At 71.0% G+C, this 5167-nt stretch carries 6 protein-coding genes; 4 read left to right on the plus strand and 2 right to left on the minus strand.

Features of this window, described 5'->3' with window-relative positions:
* The first annotated feature begins 179 nt into the window (after positions 1-179).
* Both ACFV6I_RS37435 and ACFV6I_RS37440 read left to right on the plus strand, forming a co-directional pair.
* Positions 180-575: a hypothetical protein gene (locus ACFV6I_RS37435; protein ID WP_063352253.1), complete on the plus strand. Its 396-nt coding sequence runs from the start codon at positions 180-182 to the stop codon at positions 573-575.
* Complete coding sequence (locus ACFV6I_RS37440; RefSeq protein ID WP_380430538.1) at positions 572-778, plus strand: hypothetical protein; 207 nt, start codon at positions 572-574, stop codon at positions 776-778. The genes ACFV6I_RS37435 and ACFV6I_RS37440 overlap by 4 nt, the downstream gene beginning before the upstream one ends.
* A 47-nt stretch (positions 779-825) precedes the next feature.
* Here the strand turns inward: ACFV6I_RS37440 and ACFV6I_RS37445 are convergent, their stop codons facing one another.
* Complete coding sequence (locus ACFV6I_RS37445) at positions 826-2403, minus strand: FAD-dependent oxidoreductase (RefSeq protein ID WP_380430549.1); 1578 nt, start codon at positions 2401-2403, stop codon at positions 826-828.
* Positions 2404-2510: 107 nt separating this feature from the next.
* On the opposite strand from ACFV6I_RS37445, the gene ACFV6I_RS37450 reads away from it, so the two are divergent.
* Both ACFV6I_RS37450 and ACFV6I_RS37455 read left to right on the plus strand, forming a co-directional pair.
* Entirely contained in the window at positions 2511-3233 is a 723-nt protein-coding gene (locus ACFV6I_RS37450) for a TetR/AcrR family transcriptional regulator (protein WP_380430541.1), read from the plus strand.
* 51 nt (positions 3234-3284) lie between these two features.
* Positions 3285-4218, plus strand: a protein-coding gene (locus tag ACFV6I_RS37455) for an IS5 family transposase (protein WP_380430544.1) whose coding sequence is annotated in 2 segments (ribosomal slippage) — positions 3285-3319 and positions 3318-4218 — 936 coding nt in all. Because the reading frame shifts where the segments join, the coding sequence is not laid out codon by codon here.
* Here ACFV6I_RS37455 and ACFV6I_RS37460 read toward each other — a convergent pair.
* Positions 4173-5003: an isocitrate lyase/phosphoenolpyruvate mutase family protein gene (locus ACFV6I_RS37460; RefSeq protein WP_380430547.1), complete on the minus strand. Its 831-nt coding sequence runs from the start codon at positions 5001-5003 to the stop codon at positions 4173-4175. The two genes, ACFV6I_RS37455 and ACFV6I_RS37460, sit on opposite strands and share 46 nt — an antisense overlap.
* Positions 5004-5167: the final 164 nt, after the last annotated feature.

Here is a 5167-nt window from a genome sequence, read left to right on the forward strand (position 1 = left end):
GAAATGCAGTTCCTCCTCGCAACCTGGGCCGGCGCCTGCCCCACCTGCCACCGCGACATACCCAAATCCATACAAACCTGACCAAGCCCTACTAGTGCACCGACGTTGAAGCCGACAGCACTTCTCCTCGCTCTACCTTCTGACCTAGGACACAGGTTGAGTGCTCTAGGGAGTTCGCAGTGGCGGTTCGCAAGAGGTCTCGCGCGACGATCTGCCGGCCGAAGGCCGGCGAGGTCGTCAAGGACCTTACGGGCACAGGCATCAAGCGCTTCCAGGTGGTGATCTACCTGGCCAAGGCCAGTCCTGCCTTCCCCGAGTTGGAGATGCGCAGCTGCGAGGAGTACGCGCTCGCCTTCGGGTGGACGGTGGCCCTCACCGTCGTCGATGACGAGATGGAGAAGCCCCCGGACCAACGTCCCCTGCTTCTGGCCGCCTTGCAGATGATCCAGAACCTGGGCGCCGGAGCGATCCTGATCCCGTCCAGGGCGACCGTCTCCCCCATCGACGGCGAGTTCGACGAATTCTCCCGGCGGGTCGAGAAGGTCGGCGGGTTCATCCAGGTGACCCGCCGATGAGCCGGCGATACGGGATCGTTCCCGCCGACGCCGCTCACGGGGCCTCGTACCCGGTCTGGGTCATCCAGGACCACAAGACCGGCCAACTGGTGAAGGCGCTGCCTCCCCACTCCGAACCGCTGCGCTTCTACTCGTACGACCGGGCGGAGCGATGGGTGAGCGCCAATGAGAAACCCCGCCCGGACTTCACGGCTGCCGGGTGACCGTCAGACACACGCCAGGTTCCGGGGGCGGTCGGAGGGCTCGAAGTTCAGCGCACTGGCTTGGGGGCGGGTGAGGGGGACGGGGCGCCCGCCCAGCGGTGCAGGGCGGCTTCGAGGGCGGCAGCGTCGGCGGCGGCGGCGGTGTCGGTGGTGTCGCAGGCCCAGGCGACCACTCCGTCCGGGCGGACGAGGACTGCGGTCGGTGTCGCGCTGTCGTCGGTCACAGCGGTCACAGCGGTCACCCGCCTGGGCCAGTCCGAGGCGAGGCGGGTGAACGCGCCGTCCGCCGTGCGGTCGAGCAGCAGGAACCCGCCGCCGTGGCCGTGGTCGACCAGCCGGGAGCCGTCCCCCAGCCACAGGTCGGGGACGTACCGCCCGACCAGCGGGTGGTCGCCGGGCAGGTCGATGCGCTGCGTCACCCCGGAGATCTTCTTGACCGCGTGGGTCGCGCCCGCCCCGGTGCCCAGCAGGTCGGCGACGACCTCCCGGAGCGCGGCCGACTTGGCGTCCCCGCGCATCACCCCGATCTGGGCCCGCGTCCAGTCCAGCACCCAGGCGCCGAGGGGGCGGCGCTCGGCGTCGTAGGTGTCGAGCAGCCCTTCGGGCGCCCACCCGGCGACCACGGCGCCGAGCTTCCAGCCGAGGTTCATCGCGTCGCCGACCCCGAGGTTGAGCCCTTGGCCGCCGAACGGCGAGTGCACGTGCGCGGCGTCGCCGGCCAGGAGCACCCGCCCCGAGCGGTAGGCCGCGGCCTGGCGGGCGTTGTCGCTCCAGCGGGTCGCGGGGCCGCGCAGCGCGGTGAGGGTGACGTCGGTGCCCGAGACCCGGCGCAGGCTGCTCTGCACCTCCTCAAGGGTGACCGGCGCGGAGCGGTCGGCGGGGCCGCCGTCGAACTCCACGGTGACCACCCGCCCGGGCTGCGGCCCGTAACGGTAGGCGCCCCGGGTCGACCACGCCCATCCGTCCGCGAGCATCGTGGGGTCGGCGATGTCGACGACCGCCAGGTGTCCGGTGAGTTCGGGGTCGGTGCCGGGGAAGCCGATGCCCGCGAGGCGGCGCACGGTGCTGCGCCCGCCGTCGCACCCGACCAGCCATCCGGTGCGCACCGTGCCGGCGGTGGTGGTGACGAGCACGCCGTCGCCGGTGTCTTCGAGCGCGGTGACCTCCACCCCGCGACGCACCGCCACGCCCAGGCGCGCGGCCTGGCCGGCCAGCAGTGCCTCCAGCTCGCGCTGCGGCACCATCCGCGCTCCGTCGACGGCGGTGTGCGCGGCGAGGTCGGCGTCGGACCAGTCCACGAGGTCGGCGTCGAGGACCATCCCGGCGAAGTGCCCGGTGAAGCGGGGTGCGCGCGCCGGCCGGCCGCCGCCGGGCGGCTGGTCGACCGCGCGGGCGAACGACCCGACCCGTTCGAGCTGCTCCCGCTGCACCTGTTCGGCGGCCGGCAGCAGGCCGCGGCGGTCGAGCGCCTCGGCCGTCGGGACGTTGACCGCCCCCGCCTTCATCGACCGGTCCGGCTCGGCGAGCCGTTCGAGCACCTGCACCGTCGCCCCGGAGAGCGCCAGCTCGGCGGCGAGCACGAGGCCCACCGGCCCGGCGCCGACCACGGTCACGTCCACGTCCATTTCCAGCTGCACGTCCCGGCTCACGGCCTGGTTCGAATCCTGGTTCACATTAGTCACGAACAGTGTTCTATAAACGAACGGCGTTCGTGTCAAGCTATGATGGTCCGGTGAACCCGAGAGAGCGACGCGCGGCACGCCACCAGCCGCCGAACCCCGACGCCGAGACCGACCCCAGGCCGCGGCGCCGCAAGGCCCCCATCACCGTGGACCAGGTCATCGACACCGCGCTGGACGTCATCGCCACCGAGGGCTACGAGGCACTGACCATGCGCCGCCTCGCCGGCGCCCTCGACACCGGACCCGCCTCGCTCTACGCCCACGTCGTCAACAAGGCCGACCTCGACGAGCTGCTCATCGGACGGCTGTGCGCCGCGCTCGCCCTGCCCGAGCCCGACCCCACGGCCTGGCGGGACCAGATCCGCGGCGTCTGCACCCAGATCCGCGACCAGTACCTGGACTACCCCGGGGTCTCCCGCGCCGCGCTCGCCATGGCCCCCACCGACCTCGAAACCATGCGCGTCAGCGAAGGGATGCTGGCGATCCTGCTCGCCGGCGGCGTCGCCCCACAGGCCGCCGCCTGGGCCGTCGACGCGCTCCTGCTGTACGTGGCCGCCTACTGCCTCGAAGCCTCGATCGTGCGCCAGCGAGCGGCACACGACAACGACGCGTGGGTCCTCGACCGCGACGAACTGCAGCGCCGCCTCACCGCCCTGCCCGCCGTGGCCTTCCCCCACACCACCCGCCACGCCGCCGAAATCACCGCCGGCACGGGCCACGACCGCTTCGACTTCACCGTCTCCCTGATGATCGACGGCCTCGCCCGCCGCTAGGCCCTTTCCGGCGGATCACGTGACGGCCTCGTTCTTGGATGATTATTGCTTGTGGGGCGGGGCGATCTGGCAAGCGAGGGGTGGGCGGTTGGGGCCGCAGCTGCCGAAGTCCGGTTGCCGCGGAGGGCGCTGGATCGATCACCGGAAGGTGATCAACGGGATCCTTTTCCGAATACGCACAGGCGTCCCGTGGCGGGACCAGCCCTCGCGGTTCGGGAACTGGAAAACCGTCTACGAGCGCCACCGCCGTTGGTCAGCGGACGGCACGTGGGAAGCCCTCTACCAGGCCGTCCTGACCGACGCCGACGCTCAGGGGCGAATCGACTGGAGCATGGTCGGCGTGGACTCCACCTCGTGTCGTGCCCACCAGCACGCTGCCGGAGCACCGCGCAGGCCGCCACGGCTCCCCAAGCGAAGATCAACGCCCCGGCAGCACCGTCCCGACGAAGGACTCGGACGCTCCAGAGGCGGTTTGACCTGCAAGCTCCGCCTTGCCGGGGAGGGCGGCCTTCGCCCACTGGCCCTGCTGATCACACCGGGCCAGTGGGGCGACAGCCCGCAGCTGATCCCCGTGCTGGAGCGCATCCGGGTCAAGCGCACCGGCGGTGGCCATCCGCGCACACGGCCCGACCACCTCGGTGGTGACAAGGCCTACAGCTCCCGCCGTAACCGCCGCTACCTGCGCAGACGCCAGATCAAGCACACCATCCCCGAACCGAAGGACCAGCGGGCCAACCGCCGGCGCCGCGGCAGTAGAGGAGGCCGACCCACGGGCTTCGACAAGCAGATGTACAAGCGCCGCAACGAAGTCGAGCGCACGATCAACCGCCTCAAGAGCTTCCGGGCCGTGGCGACGCGCTATGACAAGCGGGCCTACGTCTTCCACGGAACCGTCACCGTAGCGGCGATCAGGCTGTGGCTGCGCCCCCTGACCGCGTCTCAGTGCGCGGGCTCGGCCAGGAGCAGCGCGTTGAGGGTGGCGTAGTCGAATCCGCCCTCCAGTGTGGTCGTCGTGCCATTCTCCAGCAGTTCGCGGGCAGCCCGGCGGACCAGCCCGTACGCCGCCTCGGCGATGGAGGATCCAGCACTGATGCGGGCGGCTCCCGCCTCGGCGAGCTCAGAGACCGGGAGTGCGCCGGGGCCGGCCAGGACGTTCACCGGCAGGGGTTGAGAGCCCACGAGTGCCCTGACCGTCTCGGCGTCCGGCGTGCCGAGGACGAAGATGCCGTCCGCGCCGGCTGCCGCGTAGGCGCGGGCGCGGGTGAGCGTCTCGTCCAGCCAGGCCGTGTGGTCACCTGGCGGCAGGCGGTGCGTGTCGATGCGGGCGTTGATGAACAGCGGGATGCCGGTCTCGTCCGCGGCCCTGCGGGCGGCTGCGATCCGCTCAGCCTGCTCGGCGACGGGGCGCAGGGTGTCCTCGAGGTTGATCCCCACGGCTCCGGCCGCGAGAACGCCTCGGACAGTCTCGGCCACGCCGTCAGGGCCGGTCGCATAGCCGCGTTCGATGTCGGCGGTGACCGGTACGTCAACAACGGCCGTGATCCGGGCGATCGCGCCGAGCGCCTGGTCGCGGGTCATGTGATCGCCGTCGCCGCGGCCGAGTGACCAGGCGACCCCGGCACTGGTGGTCGCGATCGCAACAGCACCTGCGTCCGCCACCACACAAGCGGAAGCACCGTCCCACGCATTGGGCAGGACCAGCGGCGTGCCAGGTACATGCAGGGAACGGAACCTCTGTGCCACATCAAGAAGCGTTGCCATAAGCAACATTGCATCACGAGAGCCAGATGGACGATCAAGGCCCACACCCCGTCGACGCCATGATCCGCCGGACAGGGCCTAGTAGGGCTTGGTCAGGTTTGTATGGATTTGGGTATGTCGCGGTGGCAGGTGGGGCAGGCGCCGGCCCAGGTTGCGAGGAGGAACTGCATTTC

Origin of the sequence: Kitasatospora sp. NPDC059803, assembly GCF_042732255.1 — a bacterium.
Classification (GTDB): domain Bacteria; phylum Actinomycetota; class Actinomycetes; order Streptomycetales; family Streptomycetaceae; genus Kitasatospora.

What these genes read in the sequence shown, in the direction of transcription:
- ACFV6I_RS37445 (WP_380430549.1), bottom strand. Translation starts at nt 2,403, where the DNA reads ATGGACGTGGACGTGACCGTGGTCGGCGCCGGGCCGGTGGGCCTCGTG.
- ACFV6I_RS37460 (WP_380430547.1), bottom strand. Translation starts at nt 5,003, where the DNA reads ATGTTGCTTATGGCAACGCTTCTTGATGTGGCACAGAGGTTCCGTTCC.
- ACFV6I_RS37440 (WP_380430538.1), top strand. Translation starts at nt 572, where the DNA reads ATGAGCCGGCGATACGGGATCGTTCCCGCCGACGCCGCTCACGGGGCC.